The following is a 16230-nucleotide window of genomic DNA, read 5'->3' as shown; positions in this document are numbered from 1 at the left end:
ATCAGTTTCTCATAGTGCGGAATAAGTATCGACCGCGAAGTCCACGTCATCATAGGCCACGGCCTGCCCCTGATCGATGATCACGGCGCGATTGCACAATTCGCGTACAGTGCCGGTATCGTGTGATGCCAGTATCATTGTTCGGTCAGCACGTTTTTCGAAAAGTTCGGCGCGGCACTTGCGGTGAAAGTTCTGGTCACCGACCAGAATGATCTCGTCGATCAGGTAACAGTCGAATTCGATTGCCAGCGAAAGCGCAAAGGCAAGGCGAGCGCGCATGCCCGAAGAGTAGGTCTTGACTGGCATCCGCAATTGCGCGCCCAGTTCGGTAAAGTCTTCAACGAACGCGCGAATATCCGCATACTGCCGCTGATAGATGCGGGCGATGAAACGGGCGTTGTCATAGCCGGTCAGGCTGCCTTGAAAGCCCCCGGCAAAACCCAGCGGCCAGGAAATCGACATGCTGTGCTCGATCCGTCCCGAAGTTGGCATTTCGACGCCGCCGATCAGTTTGATCAGCGTGCTCTTGCCCGCACCATTGCGGCCAAGAAGCGCGATCCGGTCGCCTCGGTTCACGGTCAGGTTCACGCCTTTCAGAACCTGCTTGCGCTGGCCCGCGTGGCGATACTCCTTGCTGACATTGCGGCAGATGATCATTCGACCGACAGCCTCCGGCGTACGCGGCGGCACAGCGGCAGGCCAATCGCGATCAGCACCGCAGAGCAGATCAGCGGATTCCAGACATCGTAATAAGCGGTCACTTTTTCACCCCAGATGCCCTTGCGCATCATTTCCATGCCATTGACGAAAGGCGAATACAGCAGAAACTCGCGCATCGAGGGTGTCAGCCATGACAGCATGTTGAACGCGCCAGAGAAGGGCAGTACGATATAAGTAGTGACGGGGATGAACTTTTCCATCACTTCGGACACTTCGGACAAGGGCGATAGCACCAGACAAATCGACAGGCAGAACAGCGCATAAAGTACCCAACCGGCAAGGAATAGCCGGATATCGGATGGAATCGGCATGTATCCAGTGGCGATCAGGATAACGCCGATGAACAAATAGGCCATCATGCAGCCCAGCAGTTCGATAATGAACCGCGCAAGGATGAAATCCATGATCTTGATCTGGCGATGATAAAGCAGGCTGCTGTTGATCGTGAACACAAGCACGCTACGCTGCACGCCGTGGCGGAAAAGGGTAAGCGGGATATAGCCAGTGGCCGCAAACGCTACGACGCTGATACCGTGTTCCTCCGGGCCCTTGATTACGCTCCAGAGCAGACCAACTAGGCTGGCAAACAGCAGCGGTTCCACCATGATCCACAGGAACCCGATGTTTTCGCGGCCAAACCTCGTGGACAGTTCGCGGATGATCAATGCGTGGATGACGCGGGTTTGGATTTTCCACGCATTGTGCAAATTCCGCCAGCTTGCCGATGCCATCCTCAATCCTCCGAAGAGTGCTCGAGAATACCAACAACGAACATCCAGACGATAAAGTACAGACACATGGCCGCGGCAAACACCGTCAGGATGCTCAACAGACGGCTGGGCAGCAGGGGCGTATCCGGCATGTTCGGATCGACCACGCGCTCGAGATAGAACTGTTGGCGCTGCGCCTCTGCCCGGGCCTGCACCAGCCCGGCATTGGCAGCGTTAAGGCTCTCGGTTGCAAATTCCTGTTCAACAAGCAGGTTCTCATACCCTCCGAGCTTGGAGGCGATACCGGTACTTGTGCCGACTACGCGGCGATCCTGTGCCGCGATCTGCACCGAGATGGCATTGATGCGGTTCTGCACGGCCGGGATCGAAGGGTTGGCAGGTGTCAGGCGCTGCATCTGGTCAAGCTGCGCCATCAGGGCGGCACGCTGCGCGATGAGCGTGTTCGAAATTTCCATCACGCCGGTGGCCTGCTTGGCCGGATCGATGACTTCCTGCTGGTTGCGGAACGATGCCAGCGCAAGGCGGGCTTCGCGCGCGCGCGCGGTTGCAAGTTCTACCTGCTTTTGGGCCTCGGCAATGCCGCGGTTCTGCGCACGCGCATTAAGCCGGTTGACCAGCGCTTCGCTCTGTTCAAGCAGTTGCTGGTTGATCGAGAAAGCATCGCGTGCGGTATAGGCCTTGACCTTGATCACGGCCAGACCAGTCTCGCTGTCCAGCCGGGCTTCCACCATGCGGTTGTAGTATTTGTACAGGTCCTCGAAGGAATTGCTTTGCAGCGGCTGCGGAAAACGAGAGAGGAAATCGATTCCCTGCGCCGAAAACCGGTTACGGATATCGGCATTGCGCTCGAGTCCCTTCAGCGCATCGCGTGATTTCACAAAGCCCAGAATTTCGTTGGTCTGCTCCTGTCCGCCCGAAAGACCGGTGGTCTGGATCAGGTTGGCGAGCGACGACACCTGCGAACGCTTCTGGTCCGGGCTCTTGATGACAAAGCGGGATTCGGAAACGTAGACATCCGACGCAATGAAACCGAAATAGAGCGTCGCCAGCAGTGTCGGCAGGATAACCGCCAACAGGAACCAGCGCCGCTTCTTCAGCCGCTCAAGCAAAGTCGGGCTGCTTTGGCGGCTCACCTGCAGACCCGGTTCTGTCAGTTCCCGAACCGGCTCCGCATCGTCCAGCGCGGGAAACGTCTGTTCAGCATTCATAGTGTGCCTTCGCCGAGCTTTCTGGGCGCGAATGCGCCGCTGAGCAATACAGACGCGCTAGGCGAAGTGCCCACAACGTGCAAGTTTGACGCCTCAGGTATGGGGTGAATGGAAACCGCTCTAGCCCTTGATTGAGGCTTCGACATCGAAACGTGCAATGGCATGGCGAACGACCGTGTTTAGCGCCTCGTCAGAAAAGAAGCCGCCAGGAATCAGGCAGCGCTCGATCAGGACCCGGCGAAAAGCTTCGAACGTTGCAGTATCCGGGGTGAGGGGCGCGCGCCAGAACGCATCTAGCCCCTCCTGACAGGTGATGCCGGGAATGTCATAGATTGCCGTTCCCAGCACGACCGCCGGGACACCCATCGAAAGTCCCAACGTTCCGCTCGTGCTGTTGATCGTGACCATACCAAGCGAATGTTTGGCAATCGGCACGATATCGCCGCTGGGCAAATAGTCGATACGGTCGCTTACGCCAAAGCGGGCGGCAAGATCGCGTGCGATCAATTCCCAGTCGCGCACGCCGTTGTCGAGCGGGTGCTCCTTGATCATCAGCCGGGTGTGTTCCGGGGCGTGGGCAGCAAATGATCCGATTACCACCTTCATAGCTTCGGCAATGCCTGCAAACGGTGAGTGCAGGCGGATCTGCGCGTCTGAATCGAGTTGCAGCGGAAACAGGTAATAGGGCTGCGCAGCCTCTTTCAGACGGGCTAGAAGAATATTCGCCTGCGCCTCCCGCTCCTTTCGGCGCCGGAGTTTGCGCCACCACCCCATGCCCTCCACCACCGGGTGCCACGGGCGGTGGTTGTTCCAGTTGGTATAGCGCCAGCGGGTTAGCACATCGGCCAGATTGTAGATTAGTCCCTCGGTCGCGCGGCGGCGGAAGGACGAAGGCATCGCCTTGTGCTGCTCAACCGGCGGGAGCTTTTTGGCTTCATCAATATACCACTGCGGATCGCGCGGCAGCGTGGAATGACCGTTCACGCCATCCCGCTCGAACGTTACCCAGTCTGGCCGGATATAGCCCTCTTCGAAGACATGAACCGGAATGCGCAATTCCCGGCAGACTTTTGTGGCGGCCATGTGATGGTCGCGGCAATCGCCGAAGAGGATTACATCGGTTATTTGCTTGTCGGCCAAAATCTGCGCGAATGCTTGTGGCCATTCCGCCAAGGTGCCGAAGTAATCGATCCCGTTCGGAAGCCGCCAGTACAAGCGGTCGCCGCCATTGAAATTGATTTTGAATACGTCATGCCCCGCCTTGATCAGCCCTTGGCCGAGGCGACGGAAGAATGGCCCCATAAGGCCTTGCAGCAGAAGTACGCGGCGCTGTGGGCGGCTTTGGGATTGCATGTGGCGGCTCTAGCGCCGACGTAGGGTCTGGTCGATGGCGATGTTTGAGATTTCCAACAGCAAATACATCCGCATGGGTGTTTGCAGGCGGTGACAGCGGACTTCGCCGTTGTTATGGCTTCAGGTCGAATGCTCGCAATGGGCAGTGACAGGATCTGGCCGACCTAAGTGTTCGCAATATTTGCATTGATGGCCGGGTCGCTGATTCTGGATGCCCTCGCCCGTCCGCGCTCTCGCGCGTTTTTTCAAATGCGATCAGTGGCTGGGATTTGGCTGCTGTGGGTGCTGACGTCGGTTCCACTTGCGCTGTTTCTGGCGATCAGCGGCAACCTGCCGGTGTCGGCTGGTCTCGCGCTTGCGCTGGTCGGTCTGTTCACAATGGTATCGAACGCCAAGCGTGCCATGCTGGGCGAGGCATTGGTCTTTTCCGATCTGGCATTGCTGGGCGCGGTGTTCCGGCATCCGCAGTTCTACTTTTCGGCGCTGACGAAAGGGCAGAAGGCCTTGTTGGCGCTCGCTTGTCCGATTGTGCCAGGGTTGCTTTGGCGAGTTTTTGTGCATGATTTGTACGCTCATCTGAGCGGCCTGGCTCTGTTGGCCGCAGGGCTGCTGCTCCTTCGTCTTGCGATCAGAATGCCGCCATGGTCGCGGCTGGCGCCTGTGCCCGATGCCGAGGCGGATGTAGTGCGTCATGGGTTGATCGCAACAGTGTTCCTGCATTGGCAGCGCTGGCGTGCAAGCGACGATCCTGTCCCGATCAATGCCGAAATAGGCAGGGTGCCGGAACCGGATGAGCTGGCAATCGTGATTCAGTGCGAATCCTTTGCTGATCCGGTGGCGCTGTTCGGCGACAGTTCGCTTGCTCTCCCTGCTCTTGAGGCTGCACGCACATGTGCGTGGGCAAGCGGGGCGCTCGGCGTGAGCGGATTCGGGGCTTATACCATGCGCACCGAATATGGCGTTCTGTTCGGTCGGAGCGACGAAGATCTGGGTTTCCGCCGATTTGACCCGTTCCTTACCGCAGCACGCGAGGCCAGCTTTGCCTTGCCGCAGCGGCTAAAGTCATCTGGCTGGCGCAGCCTCTTCGTCCACCCGCACGATATGCGTTTCTACAGCCGCGACACAATCATGGCTGCTGGCGGATTTTCCGAGTTGATCGGGGAAGCGTGTTTTGCTCCACCTGCGGTCGACGAAGGCCGCTATGTAACGGACGCTGCAATAGCAGCGAAGATTCTGGCTCTTGCCGAGTCTGCAACAGTGCCGACGCTGATCTATGCTGTGACAATCGAGAATCATGGTCCGTGGAAGGCATCGTCACAGGGCGAAAGCCTGCGCAGCGGATATCTGCGTCTGCTGAGTAAGGGTGATGCCATGTTGGAAACCTTGCATTCCGCATTCAAGGCGATGCAACGGCCGGTAACGCTGGTTTTTTTTGGTGACCACCGGCCCAGCATTCCAGGCATTTCGGACCCCACAGGTGCGCGCGATACGCCCTACGTCATGCTGCGTTTCGACCGGAACGGCCATGCGATCAGCACCACAACACAACCGCAGGATATTACACCAGCAGGGCTGCACCATCTGATTCTGAATGCTCTAGATACCGGGTGGAGTAAGGGACTTTAGCAGGCGATCGCGCAAAAAGCGTGGCAGCGCCGCTACAAGCAGGCGTACGAGCGCAAAGGGCCACGGCACAATTAAATGAGGTTTGCCCCGTAGAGTTGCCTTCAGCACTGCCTGGGCGGCCTGCTCCGGGGAAAGCATGAACGGCTTTGGTCCCGGCACCTGACGCGCAGCGGGTGTATCAATAAAACCAGGTGAAACCAGCGTGACTGTGACACCATGCGGCCTCAACGCGATGCGCAACGAATCGGCAAATCGCGCAAGACCGGCTTTGGAGGCGCAGTAGGCGGCAGAGAACGGCAATCCGTGGAAAGCTGCCGCTGAACCGATCAACGTGATCCGTCCTCGTCTCCGCACGGCCATCCGCTGGGCCATTGCCGATGCGAGCGACGCTGGCGCGACGAAATTGACCGTGGCGAGCCGGGTGACAAGCTGGGGGTCTTCAAACAGATCGCCTGGTGCGCGTATATCGCCGAGGCCTGATGCAAAGATTGCCATGTCGACAGGCCGTGCATCATCTTCGGCGACGAGCGCGACCAGTGCATCATCAAGATCACGAAGATCAAGCGAGCGCGTGGTAACGGTATTGGCACCTGCGGCAAGGCACAGTGCCTTCAACGCTTCCAGCTTTGCCGTATCGCGGCCCCACAGTATCAGACTGGCCCCGGTGCCCGCGCAAGCATGGGCGATCGCGCTGCCGAGTCCGCCCGATGCGCCAAGGACCAGCACGCGGCTGCCCGGTTTCATAGTTCCGAAATGGAGCATGTTCATTCTCTGCTGTGCCCAGGTCTTTTTATTGGCCAATTGCGTGAGGTATTTCCCGAAAATGTCACGGCTCTGTTCATTGCGCGGTAATCTTGGTCACGGCAATCAGGAACAAAGATGGATGTTGCTGCATTACAGCATTTGCAGGGTTCAGGGGCTGGGTCTCGTTCAGTGGATGAACGGATGGCCAAACTTTGGGGCAGTTCACCGTTTTCGGATTGTTTAGTGATTGACAGGTAACGCCCGGTAATGTCCAGAAAAGCAACGATGGCTGACCCTTCTTCGCACTCGCAACAAGTCCAGCTTTTCAGCCATCCTTGGCTGGAGCGCTTCACCGTGATCACGCCCGTCGGGTTTGCGATCACTTGGGCCGTGCTGACACCTCTGCTGGCATGGCTGGCTTGGGGAAGCGCCACGACAATGCAGGCAATTGGGCTGGGCATTGGCGGTCTGATGTTCTGGGCGATATTCGAATATTCGTTGCATCGTTGGGCCTTCCACTGGAAGCCGAAGAACAAGCTTATGCAGAGCTTTGTCTACATCATGCATGGCAATCATCATGATGTACCGAACGATCCCCTGCGCAATCTGATGCCACCAATCGCAAGCATTCCGATCACCGGATCGGTGTGGTTGGTGTTTCTGGCCTTGTTTGGCATAGCCGGTACATGGGCCTTCGTCGGCTTCATCATTGGCTACATCATCTACGATATGCTGCATTATGCCTGCCACCAATGGCCGATGAAAAGCCGAATTTGGTTGCCGTTCAAGAAGCATCATATGCGCCATCACTATGGTGCTAAGGATGGAAACTATGCCATCTCGGCGCTGTTTCTGGACACGATCATGCGCTCGCGCGTGACTTCGCTCAAGCCTGCAAAGTAACGCCTGCGGACGTCCTGCAGAAATGCGGGGGCAATCAGTATTTTTCTTGTAGATCGTGAATGGCGGTTGCCACGATGCGCATGTGGCCATCCCATGTTGGTGCCTGCCATTGTGTCAAGCGGGCAACTTGTGCCCGCCAGCGCGGGCCTTTGGCAGCATGATCGGCAATCAGGGTCTTCCAGCCTAGCCCGTCAAGCGGATCGACATAATCGGGAGCGTTGCCACCCACTTCGTGATGAGCGGGAATGTTGCTGCAGATTACTGGCACGCCAACTGACAGGGCTTCGGCCACCGGCATACCGAACCCTTCTGTGAACGATGGCATCAGCAGTGAAGTCGCGCCGCGCAACAGGCTGGCCAATTGCCGATCAGGGCAGCCCGCCAGTTCCTCGACATGGCCTTTGAGCGCAGGGCAGCGATCAAGCATGTCGAGCACCTGTTCATTCTCCCAGCCCCGACGGCCGATGATGACCAACCGCGGCACGCTTTCGGGCGGCAGGGTTTCGGCAAAGTTGCGCCAGAGGTTGAGCAGCAGCAGGTGATTCTTGCGCGGTTCGATCGTGCCTATGCAGACGAAATAAGGGCGGGCGTCGGGCGCGGCATCCATGGCAGGTGGCAGTGCTTCGGTGCCGAGCAGCGCTATATGCGTGGCGATCTGCCGTCCGCTTTGCGTGATCCACGGTTTGAGCGAGCGACCGGTGGCTGCGGAGTTGACGATCACTGCATCGGCACAGGCGACGACGGTTTCCATGCGTCGACGATGCTGCGCCGCGCCCGAGGGACGGGCGAATTCCGGGTATTCGATAGGAATGAGGTCATGGACCATGCACAGGAAACGCGCATTCTCCCCGGCGAGGATGCGGCGGACTTTGCGATGGTCGGTCAGATGATGAGGTGACACTTGCACATAGACCGGGTGCTTTGGGCCGGGCTTTGGCTGCTTGTGTGGCAACAGACGCAACATCCACGGCAGGACTTGCAGGATCGAGCGTTGTCCGTGGCCCTTGTTTTCCTGCGTCCAGCGCCGTTCGAGTTCGTCGAGATAGGCGAGCGCGGTTGCAGTTTTGATCCTGCCATAGCGACCCGTCGGATGGACAGCGGCAAAGGTTAGATCATCGCCGTAGCGGCGCTGCAATCCTCGCGCATAGGCCATTTCCACGCGGTCCACGCCCGAAGGTGTTGAATGCCGCACGCGCGAGATCAGGCGCGATATGTCGAGGATTACCCGGCTCATCGAAAGTGGGCCATGAACCAGCCCTGACAGTGGCGCAAGGGAGCTACCCAGCTGAGCCGATTGGTGGCCTGTGCGCTGGCCATGCGTGAAACCAGCACTTCGGGCGGGCAGGGCAGGCCGGTTACGGGATCAAGGTAGCGCGGGTACAGGATCAGGACGCCAGCAACGAGTTCATCAAGCGAAAGCGTACGCCCGCGCCGGTCCGGCACTGGGGCGAGATCGCGTGTGAGGCCCCATCCGGCATAGAACGGCGTGCCGTGACAGGTAACCTCGCGGTGCCGCATCAGCGCTTCGAACCCGGTAAGCGAGGTGAGGACGTGGACGGCATCGACCACATCAAGCAGCGGAGCCATGCCGCCACCGCGCACGACCCGGTCTGCATGAAGCAGTGCGTCAGCATCGGGCACCGCGCCTTTGCGGTGCCCAGCATCGACATCGGGATGCGGGCGAAACCAGATCTCGGCGTCTGGCTCCATGGCCCGGACTCGGCGCAGGAGTTCAAGGTTTGAAGTAAGGCCACCGCCGCCTGCAAGGACAGACATGTCGTCTTCCACTTGTGCGGGAACGAGGATCAGTTTGCGCGATGGGTCACGCGGCGGGAGCGGAGCGGCAGGCCCGGCGGCGTACTTGCTGATGCCTGCGGCCACGATGGTTTCACGCAAGGTTGCGGCGCGGTTGGTGAGTGTAGCGGCGAACTCGGTGCTGCTCAGGAGATGTTCGAGGTCGCTCGGACTTGCCGGATCGAAATGGATACCGCGCGTGTCTACGACGACAGAGGAGGGGGGCACCAGATTGCTGCCAAGACCCACCGAGCGGACAAATCCGTCCTCCACGCGGACGATGCTGGTGTGTTGCGCCTTGGCTTCGCTCAGCAATTGTGATGACACGCGTGAAGGCCAAACCGCGACATCGCCGTTGTGCTGACGGGCGATGCGCAGGGCACGGCTGGCGCTGCGGGTGATATGCAGGCGGCGTTCGGGAACCCATAGGAAGCGGCGGATTTCGCTGCGCTTCCACCACGCCATGCCGCTGGCGGCAACGATCGCGCGATTCGTGGCGATTTCGCGCTTCCACTGCGCGAGCAGATCAATGGTGGCTGCAAAGCTGGAAGGGTTGCCGGTGAAGGGGTCGACATAGTCCAGCGCGGCGAGGGCCTGTATCAGGTGATTGCGCAATGCTTCAGCTGAAGCATCGGGCACGCCCCATGGACCAGCGGACAGGACGGTGACTGGAATGCCGAGAATCGCGGCGATCGCCACACGCTCATCATCGCCGTGAGCGGTGAGGTGGCTAGTCTGTTCGACAGCGGTCCACGGATCAGATGCAAGCCAAAATGTGCCGCCAACGCGCGCCGCCCGCAGCAGATCAAGGGCATCGGCGGGCACGTGAGAGGGCAGTTGGGCGGGTTTGGCAACCAGGGCTTGTGCCTGCGGGAAGGGGGGCGCGCGCAGGAACGGGGGCGGTGTCATGGGCGTTGGCCCCAGATCGGGACCGCCAGCGTGCCGTCATAATTGCGGCGGATCACGCCATAGCTGCCTGTGGCAAGCTTCAGTGGGACAGGCGGAAGTGTCGGTAACGCCTTCAGGGCAAACCTTGCCGCGCCATTGCTGGTGACAAGCAGGATCGGCGACTGATCGAGCGCCAGTGCATCCAGCAGTGCCTGCCACGCCCCGATGCGACGGTCGGCATCGACCGTCCAACCGGGAGGGACAATGGCGTGTTCGTCCCACGCGGTGAGGGCCGGCTGACCGATGCGGGCGACGACTTCGGGTTCGGTAAGGTTTTCGTCCGGCCCATGGTCGATCTCGCGCAGGAACTCGGCCGATTCGAGCGAGGTGGGGGTGGCTTGCGCGGCGAGAATTGCCGCAACCGTTTGGCGGGTGCGCAGCAGCGGAGAGGTAAGTGTGCGGGCGAAGTGCCAGCCACGGTGCGCGAAGTGGCGGCCCAAAGCATCGGCCTGCGCCATGCCTTCAGGCGTCAGCGGAAGATCGGTGCGCGCGCCGATTCGGCGGGGAGGTTCCCCGGCGTTGAAAGTGTTGCCGTGGCGGACGATGACCAGCATTGTGATGATGCTCAGGCGGGGAAAGGATCGCCGTAGCGGGTAATGGCTTCCTCGGCCGTGGCAAGGTCTTGCGGGGTATCGATCCCCGACAGAAGGTGCGCGGGAACTTCTACTTCAACAGTATCGACGCGAAGGCCACCTTCGAGGAACCGCAACTGTTCGAGCCCTTCAAGTGCTTCGTAGGTGCCGGGCGAGGCTGCGGCAAACCAGTCGAGCGCGGCCAGTGTGTAGCCATAGAGGCCAAGGTGCTGCCAGACTGGGGAGAGTGGATGCGCGGCACGCAGAGTGTCTTCATTGCGCAGGGCAGGGATCACGTTTTTGGAAAACCACAAGGCGCGGCCATCGGCAGCGCGGGCGCAGGTGGTGCCGCTGAATGGTGCGGATTGTTTGTGCGTGCGCAAGCGATCAAGGCGGGGCCAGTCGAGCGCGAAGACAGGTGTGGCGACATCGGCTGACCCGGTGCGGAGCGTTTCAAGCAGGCCGGCAACGATGGCAGCGGGAATGAACGGAGCATCACCTTGCAGGTTGATCACGTGGGCTGGCGGCGATTGCAATTGGTGTGCAGCAGCCTGCGCGCGAAGAGTGCCCGAATCGAGTTCTGGATCAGTCATGACGCAGGCCACGCCGAGTGCAGTTGCGTGATCACCGATCCGCTTGTCGTCGGTGGCGACAAGGACCGTGCAATTGCCTGCAACGTCCGCCGCCGCGCGGGCGATGGCGACCACGCGTTCTAGCAGGCTTCGGCCCGCGATGGACAGGAGCGGTTTGCCGGGAAGGCGCTTTGACCCGTAGCGGGCAGGAACGACGATAAGGTCAGGACGTGTTGCCCCGCCTGATGGCTCAGACAATGCCGGTCCTGACAACATCGTGCATATGAACCACGCCAACCAGCTTGCCCGCGTCTTCGACGAACAGCACTGATACTGCGTTCTCATTCATGATGCGCAGCGCATCGGTGCAGAGCGTGCCGGGGGGAACGGTGACCGGATTGGGCGACATGTGCAGTTCGATGCGGTCCTGCATATCGTGTACTGCGATGCAGCGACGCAGATCGCCATCGGTGAATACGCCTACAAGCCGGTTACCATCATCAACAACGGCGGTTGCGCCGTAGCGCTTCCGGCTCATTTCAATAGTGGCAAGGCTGAGCGTGGCATCACGGCCAACCTTTGGCACGGCTCCATCAATGCCCATGATCTGGTCGACGATGCTCAGCTTTGCACCAAGCTTACCGCCGGGGTGGAAAACCTTGAAATCTGAAGGGCTGAAGCCACGGGCCTCGATCAGAGCCACTGCGAGAACATCGCCCAGCACAATCTGGAGCGTGGTGGAAGTGGTGGGAGCAAGATCGTTCGGACACGCCTCTCGTACTAGCGGGAGCGTGAGGCAAATGTCTGCGGCGCGGGCAGCTGTGCTCTCCCCCCACGCCGTGGCGACAATCAACGTGACGCCAAAACGATTACAGTATTCATAGATGTCTTTGAGTTCGCTCGTCTCGCCCGACCAGGTTATGGCAAAAACCACGTCCTTGTCGGTGATCAGGCCGAGATCGCCGTGGCTTGCCTCACCGGGGTGAAGGAACAGGGCTGGCGTCCCGGTTGAGCGCAGGGTGGCTGCGATTTTGCGCCCAATATGGCCACTTTTGCCCATCCCGCTGACAATCACGCGACCTTCGGTGCGTGCCATGGCAATGATAGCTCGGTCCAGCGCGCCGCGAAATGGCGGTGTATCCAGAAAGGCCTTGAGAGCCTCAAGCCCCTGAATCTCGGTTTCCAAGGTCTTGAGCGCGGAATGCGTGTAGCTTGGTGCGAGATTGCCGGTGGTCATCCGGGTTTTCGTAGCTGCCATGTGATGCCTTTTCCACTCACGATTTTGCCCGAAGCGGGAATCAACCCTATCGCAATTCACGCTTGGCAATTGCCGGTGCCCCCATACAGGGGCTATGAGCGCGAGTATGTGCAGTGCAGCACATTGATTGACCCGCGATGAATAGACCTTGTTTGCGCTGCAATAGGAAAGAGAATGCTCCTTTTTGGTAGAGAAATCGGTGGCGCATCGCCGCTGTTCATCATTGCCGGTCCCTGCGTCATCGAAAGCGAACACCATTCCCTTAGCGTTGCGGAGCATCTTGCGAAGGTTGCAGCAAGGTTGGGGATGCTGCTCATCTTCAAGAGTTCGTTCGACAAAGCGAACCGTTCATCAGACAAATCGTTCCGCGGGCCGGGCATGGACGAAGGTTTGCGCATTCTGGAAAAGGTCCGCGCCGAGACAGGCCTGCCTGTGCTGACCGATGTTCATGAGCGTGAGCAGGTTGGGGCTGTGGCACAAGTGGCTGATGTTCTTCAGACACCTGCCTTTCTCGCGCGGCAGACCGATTTCATTGCGGCGGTTGCCGCTTCGGGCAAACCGGTGAACATCAAGAAAGCGCAGTTCATGGCGCCTGCGGACATGGCGCAGGTGGTGGCCAAGGCGCGCAATGCTGCGTCCGCCGCGGGGCATGATCCCGATTCTTTCATGCTGTGCGATCGCGGCACTTCGTTTGGGTACAACACGCTGGTTTCCGACATGCGAGGGCTGGCGATCATGGCGCAGACCGGCTGCCCGGTGGTATTCGACGCGACGCATTCGGTGCAGCAACCGGGTGGGCTTGGCGAACGGTCAGGCGGCCAGCGCGAATTCGTGCCGTTGCTGGCGCGCGCTGCGGTGGCGGCCGGTGTGGCCGGGATGTTCATGGAAACGCACCCTGACCCGGAAAAGGCGCTGTCTGATGGGCCGAATGCCTTGCCGCTGGCAGACTTCGAACCACTGGTGGCGCGACTGCTGGCGATTGACGCTCTGGTCAAGCAGGCGTAACCGGCGATCAAGCCGGGGGGCGGAACGATCAAGAGTGTGCCTTTGCTATGAGCCGCCTCGGCAAGATATTGCTGACCCCTGTCTGGATTGCGCAACTCCTAACCGGTGCGAAGAGTTTCCTCGACAATCCGTTGCTTGGCTCGATCGGGCTTAATCAGCGCGGACTGCATGAGCGGCGAGTGCGGCTGGCGGCCGCGCTTTGCAATTGGCGGCGGCGTCGGTTGGCGCGCCATGTGCGGCCCGAATGGCGCGAGGCTTTTGACCGCGACGGGTTTGTTGCGATTCCTGATATCGTGCCGTCGCAAGACTTTTCTGCTTTGCGCGAGGCGATCCTGTCGTTCGCTGCTCCCGCGCGTGAGATGCGGCAAGGCGATGCGATTACGCGGCGCATCGCGATTGATGGCCAGATGTTGCAGGCCATTCCAGCTTTGCGCCAGTTGCTGAACCGGCCCGACATCGTGGCGTTGCTGCACTATGTGGCGAGCTTTCGCACGACGCCGCTGCACTACGTCCAGACCATAGTCAGCCATGTGGATGGCAATGAGCCGGACCCGCAGGAAGCGCTCCACGCCGATACGTTCCATTCTTCGCTGAAATCGTGGCTGTTCCTCAACCCGGTGTCGGTAGAAGAAGGGCCGTTCACGTATGTGCGTGGATCACACCGCTTCACGCCTGAGCGGCTTGCATGGGAGCGGGAACGCAGTCTCGCCGACCCCACGAAGATCGATCGTCTCTCAGCCCGTGGATCGCCTCGCGTTTCGTCCGAGGGGTTGGCCGCGATGAAGCTGGCGAAGCCTGAAGCGTTGGCGGTGCCCGCCAATACGCTGGTGGTGGCTGATACTGCGGGGTTTCATGCGCGCGGCGCGGCTTATCGGTCTGGCGAGCGGGTGGAGATATGGTCCTACGCGCGACGCAATCCGTTCCTGCCGTGGCTCGGTGGAGATTTGCTGAGTCTGCCGGGCATTGCCGAGCGCCGTGTGGGTTGGCTCTGGTCGCTGCGGGACCGGCTGGAGGCGCGGATCGGACAGCCGTGGAAGCCGGTGGGTACGCGAACGCCGACAGACACGCGCTGAACCAACGCTTTGTCGGCAGACTGGCACAAAAACAGGCTGGCCTAAAAAAGGATAGATCAATAACGTAATGTTATCTTGTCACATTGCGAGGCGGTCGTTATGACACGCGCCAAGCCGCCGACGGAAACGTTTGCGGCATTCTGACATTCCGCAAAGGACAGAATTTCATGCGAATGCTCGCTCTTTTTGCCGGTTCTGCACTCGGCTCACTGGCCGCGGCCCCTCTCGCGTTGGCTAACGAAGCGCCTACACCGGCCGCTGGTGCGGCGGATGCAGGCGATGCGCAATCGGGCGGCACGAACGATGGACACAGCTTCCCATCGACGCAGATCGTCGTTTCGGCCCCCTATGAGCGTGACCGGCAACTGGTCGCCAGTGCGGTGACCGTGCTGCAGGGCGATGACCTGCAATTGCAGCAGCGTTCGACCATTGGCGAGACGCTGGCGCGGCAGCCGGGGGTTTCGTCCACGTTCTTTGGCCCCAACGCCTCGCGCCCGATTCTGCGCGGGCTGGATGCTGAGCGCGTGCGCGTGCTGACCGACGGGATCGGCAGCTTTGACGTGTCCAATACCTCGGTCGATCATGCTGTGGCGACGAATGCGCTGCTGGCAGACCGAATCGAGATCCTGCGCGGACCGGCGGCGCTGCTTTATGGTTCGGGCGCGATTGGTGGTGTGGTGAATATGCGCGACCTGCGCATTCCGCGTGAAGTGCCCGAAGCGGGGCCACACGTGGATGCCGTGGCGGGCGTCGCTTCGGCAGCCGAGGAGCGCAATATCGCCGCTTCGATCAATGCCCCGCTTGGCGGCGGGTTTGTGGCGCATGTGGACGGCAGCTTCTTCGAATCGGGCAATTACCGCACGGGCGGCTTCGTGTTCAGCAAGGATCTGCGCGATGAAGCGGCGGAAGAAGGCGGCGAAGTGGCCGAAGAGGCGCAGGCGCGCGGACGCCTTCCGAACACCGCCGCACGCACGTGGGACGTTGCAGGCGGGCTTGGCTGGATCGGACAGGACGGCGCGAACTTCGGCTTTGCGGTGAGCCATCTGGAAAACCGCTATGGCATTCCGAACAGCCTCGACCTGCCGCATGAAGACCATGATGAGGAGGCTGAGGCCGGGGAAGAGGAAGGCCACGGGCATGAATCGGACATCACGCTGAACATGCGCCAGACCCGCGTCGATGTACGCGGCGCGGTGCCGCTGGGCGGCGCGTTCAAGGAACTGAAGCTGCGCGGCGGGTGGGCCGACTATCGCCATGATGAGATCGAATCGACCGGCGAGATCGGCACCAGCTTTTTCAACAAGAGCTGGGAAGCGCGGGCCGAACTGGTTCAGGCCGAGCGCAAGGGCTGGCAGGGCGCGACGGGCGTACAATATTTCAGCCGCAATTTCAGCGCGGTGGGCGAAGAGGCCTATATCCCCGCCAACGAAACGCGGCAGATCGGCCTGTTCACGTTGCAGGAATTCGATCTGGGCGTGGCGCGGCTCGAAGCGGGCGCGCGCTATGAACATGCCAATGTGAAGTCCGATGTGATCGGGCGCGAGCGGTCGTTCGATTCGGTTTCGGTATCGCTGGGCGGTTCGGTCGATCTGGGCGGCGGTTTCCGCTTTGCGCTGAGCGGGGCGCGCAGCGAGCGTGCGCCTTCGGCCGAGGAAATGTTTGCCAATGGCGCGCACGCGGCCACCGGCGCGGTCGAGATCGGCAATCCCGATTTCCGCAAGGA

General features: G+C 60.3%; 16 protein-coding genes. 6 read left to right on the top strand and 10 right to left on the bottom strand.

Annotated features, from left to right (window positions below; all coding sequences use genetic code 11):
- Window positions 1–9: 9 nt before the first annotated feature.
- The 4 genes from B7X90_RS01245 to B7X90_RS01230 all read right to left on the bottom strand — a co-directional run bounded on the left by B7X90_RS01245 (window position 10) and on the right by B7X90_RS01230 (window position 3742).
- A complete protein-coding gene (locus tag B7X90_RS01245) occupies window positions 10–657 on the bottom strand; it encodes an ABC transporter ATP-binding protein (protein WP_292620988.1) in 648 nt (215 codons plus the stop codon).
- Window positions 654–1451, bottom strand: a complete 798-nt coding sequence (locus B7X90_RS01240) for an ABC transporter permease (protein ID WP_292620987.1) — start codon at window positions 1449–1451, stop codon at window positions 654–656. The genes B7X90_RS01245 and B7X90_RS01240 overlap by 4 nt, the downstream gene beginning before the upstream one ends.
- 2 nt (window positions 1452–1453) lie before the next feature.
- Entirely contained in the window at window positions 1454–2659 is a 1206-nt protein-coding gene (locus tag B7X90_RS01235) for a Wzz/FepE/Etk N-terminal domain-containing protein (protein ID WP_292620986.1), read from the bottom strand.
- 120 nt (window positions 2660–2779) lie between these two features.
- A complete protein-coding gene (locus tag B7X90_RS01230; RefSeq protein ID WP_292620985.1) occupies window positions 2780–3742 on the bottom strand; it encodes a capsular biosynthesis protein in 963 nt (320 codons plus the stop codon).
- On the opposite strand from B7X90_RS01230, the gene B7X90_RS01225 reads away from it, so the two are divergent.
- Together B7X90_RS01225 and B7X90_RS01220 are read left to right on the top strand one after the other, a co-directional pair.
- Window positions 3632–4036, top strand: coding sequence for a hypothetical protein (locus tag B7X90_RS01225; protein WP_292621026.1), 405 nt, complete (start codon window positions 3632–3634; stop codon window positions 4034–4036). The genes B7X90_RS01230 and B7X90_RS01225 overlap by 111 nt on opposite strands.
- A 165-nt stretch (window positions 4037–4201) precedes the next feature.
- Window positions 4202–5638 carry a sulfatase-like hydrolase/transferase gene (locus tag B7X90_RS01220; protein ID WP_292620984.1) on the top strand — a complete coding sequence of 479 codons (1437 nt, stop codon included), beginning with the start codon at window positions 4202–4204 and terminating at the stop codon, window positions 5636–5638.
- Here the strand turns inward: B7X90_RS01220 and B7X90_RS01215 are convergent.
- Window positions 5609–6400, bottom strand: a complete 792-nt coding sequence (locus B7X90_RS01215; RefSeq protein ID WP_292620983.1) for an SDR family NAD(P)-dependent oxidoreductase — start codon at window positions 6398–6400, stop codon at window positions 5609–5611. The genes B7X90_RS01220 and B7X90_RS01215 overlap by 30 nt on opposite strands.
- Before the next feature lie 267 nt (window positions 6401–6667).
- On the opposite strand from B7X90_RS01215, the gene B7X90_RS01210 reads away from it, so the two are divergent.
- Complete coding sequence (locus B7X90_RS01210; RefSeq protein ID WP_292620982.1) at window positions 6668–7285, top strand: sterol desaturase family protein; 618 nt, start codon at window positions 6668–6670, stop codon at window positions 7283–7285.
- Between the two features lie 34 nt (window positions 7286–7319).
- Here the strand turns inward: B7X90_RS01210 and B7X90_RS01205 are convergent, their stop codons facing one another.
- The 5 genes from B7X90_RS01205 to B7X90_RS01185 are packed head-to-tail and all read right to left on the bottom strand — an operon-like array spanning window position 7320 to window position 12429.
- The gene (locus B7X90_RS01205) at window positions 7320–8519 is read right to left on the bottom strand and encodes a glycosyltransferase family 1 protein (protein ID WP_292620980.1); all 1200 of its coding nucleotides are present in this window, start codon (window positions 8517–8519) and stop codon (window positions 7320–7322) included.
- Window positions 8516–9988 carry a beta-3-deoxy-D-manno-oct-2-ulosonic acid transferase gene (locus B7X90_RS01200; protein ID WP_292620978.1) on the bottom strand — a complete coding sequence of 491 codons (1473 nt, stop codon included), beginning with the start codon at window positions 9986–9988 and terminating at the stop codon, window positions 8516–8518. Before B7X90_RS01200 ends, B7X90_RS01205 begins: the two co-directional genes overlap by 4 nt.
- On the bottom strand, window positions 9985–10581 hold the full coding sequence (locus B7X90_RS01195) for a histidine phosphatase family protein (protein WP_292620976.1): 597 nt from the start codon (window positions 10579–10581) through the stop codon (window positions 9985–9987). The genes B7X90_RS01200 and B7X90_RS01195 overlap by 4 nt, the downstream gene beginning before the upstream one ends.
- An 11-nt stretch (window positions 10582–10592) precedes the next feature.
- Complete coding sequence (kdsB, locus tag B7X90_RS01190) at window positions 10593–11429, bottom strand: 3-deoxy-manno-octulosonate cytidylyltransferase (RefSeq protein WP_292620975.1); 837 nt, start codon at window positions 11427–11429, stop codon at window positions 10593–10595.
- Window positions 11422–12429 carry a KpsF/GutQ family sugar-phosphate isomerase gene (locus B7X90_RS01185; protein WP_292620973.1) on the bottom strand — a complete coding sequence of 336 codons (1008 nt, stop codon included), beginning with the start codon at window positions 12427–12429 and terminating at the stop codon, window positions 11422–11424. The genes kdsB and B7X90_RS01185 overlap by 8 nt, the downstream gene beginning before the upstream one ends.
- A 174-nt stretch (window positions 12430–12603) precedes the next feature.
- On the opposite strand from B7X90_RS01185, the gene kdsA reads away from it, so the two are divergent.
- The 3 genes from kdsA to B7X90_RS01170 form a co-directional block, all read left to right on the top strand.
- Entirely contained in the window at window positions 12604–13434 is an 831-nt protein-coding gene (kdsA, locus tag B7X90_RS01180; RefSeq protein ID WP_292620971.1) for a 3-deoxy-8-phosphooctulonate synthase, read from the top strand.
- A 47-nt stretch (window positions 13435–13481) separates the two neighbouring features.
- Window positions 13482–14507, top strand: coding sequence for a phytanoyl-CoA dioxygenase family protein (locus tag B7X90_RS01175; protein ID WP_292620969.1), 1026 nt, complete (start codon window positions 13482–13484; stop codon window positions 14505–14507).
- A gap of 167 nt (window positions 14508–14674) precedes the next feature.
- A partial coding sequence (locus B7X90_RS01170; protein WP_292620968.1) for a TonB-dependent receptor occupies window positions 14675–16230 on the top strand: 1556 nt, incomplete at its 3' end.

This window comes from Novosphingobium sp. 17-62-19 (assembly GCF_002256775.1).
In the GTDB taxonomy this organism is placed as follows: domain Bacteria; phylum Pseudomonadota; class Alphaproteobacteria; order Sphingomonadales; family Sphingomonadaceae; genus Novosphingobium.
Note: the sequence above shows the minus strand (reverse complement) of the source record. Positions and strands in the feature narration are given on the sequence as shown.

Coding starts and splice junctions, on each gene's coding strand:
- B7X90_RS01245 (WP_292620988.1), bottom strand. CDS start 657: ATGATCATCTGCCGCAATGTCAGCAAGGAGTATCGCCACGCGGGCCAG.
- B7X90_RS01240 (WP_292620987.1), bottom strand. CDS start 1,451: ATGGCATCGGCAAGCTGGCGGAATTTGCACAATGCGTGGAAAATCCAA.
- B7X90_RS01235 (WP_292620986.1), bottom strand. CDS start 2,659: ATGAATGCTGAACAGACGTTTCCCGCGCTGGACGATGCGGAGCCGGTT.
- B7X90_RS01225 (WP_292621026.1), top strand. CDS start 3,632: ATGACCGTTCACGCCATCCCGCTCGAACGTTACCCAGTCTGGCCGGAT.
- B7X90_RS01230 (WP_292620985.1), bottom strand. CDS start 3,742: ATGGCCGCCACAAAAGTCTGCCGGGAATTGCGCATTCCGGTTCATGTC.
- B7X90_RS01220 (WP_292620984.1), top strand. CDS start 4,202: ATGGCCGGGTCGCTGATTCTGGATGCCCTCGCCCGTCCGCGCTCTCGC.
- B7X90_RS01215 (WP_292620983.1), bottom strand. CDS start 6,400: ATGCTCCATTTCGGAACTATGAAACCGGGCAGCCGCGTGCTGGTCCTT.
- B7X90_RS01210 (WP_292620982.1), top strand. CDS start 6,668: ATGGCTGACCCTTCTTCGCACTCGCAACAAGTCCAGCTTTTCAGCCAT.
- B7X90_RS01205 (WP_292620980.1), bottom strand. CDS start 8,519: ATGAGCCGGGTAATCCTCGACATATCGCGCCTGATCTCGCGCGTGCGG.
- B7X90_RS01200 (WP_292620978.1), bottom strand. CDS start 9,988: ATGACACCGCCCCCGTTCCTGCGCGCGCCCCCCTTCCCGCAGGCACAA.
- B7X90_RS01195 (WP_292620976.1), bottom strand. CDS start 10,581: ATGCTGGTCATCGTCCGCCACGGCAACACTTTCAACGCCGGGGAACCT.
- B7X90_RS01185 (WP_292620973.1), bottom strand. CDS start 12,429: ATGGCAGCTACGAAAACCCGGATGACCACCGGCAATCTCGCACCAAGC.
- kdsA (WP_292620971.1), top strand. CDS start 12,604: ATGCTCCTTTTTGGTAGAGAAATCGGTGGCGCATCGCCGCTGTTCATC.
- B7X90_RS01175 (WP_292620969.1), top strand. CDS start 13,482: ATGAGCCGCCTCGGCAAGATATTGCTGACCCCTGTCTGGATTGCGCAA.